1 protein-coding gene is annotated in these 264 nt (G+C 59.8%); it reads left to right on the forward strand.

Annotation, left to right across the window (positions count from 1 at the left end):
- Positions 1 to 264 (forward strand): class I tRNA ligase family protein (locus tag SB765_RS30525; protein ID WP_410932605.1); only part of this gene is annotated, 264 nt, incomplete at both ends.

Raw genomic sequence — 264 nt, forward strand, 5'->3', positions numbered from 1 at the left:
ATCGAAGGCAAGACCATCATGCTGCAACCTTGGCCGGTGGCCAACGAAGCACGCATCGATGAGGCGGCCGAAAGCGATATCGAATGGCTCAAGACCCTGATGCTTGGTACGCGCAACATCCGCGCCGAGATGAACATCGGGCCGGGCAAGCCGTTGGCGGTGTTCGTCAAGAACGCCAGCGCCGAAGACCAGCGTCGCCTCAGCGAGAACGATGCGCTGCTCAAGAAACTGGCGAAGCTGGAGTCCATCACTGTCCTGGCTGAT

It is taken from the genome of Pseudomonas sp. SIMBA_067 (assembly GCF_046534675.1).
Lineage (GTDB): Bacteria > Pseudomonadota > Gammaproteobacteria > Pseudomonadales > Pseudomonadaceae > Aquipseudomonas > Aquipseudomonas putida.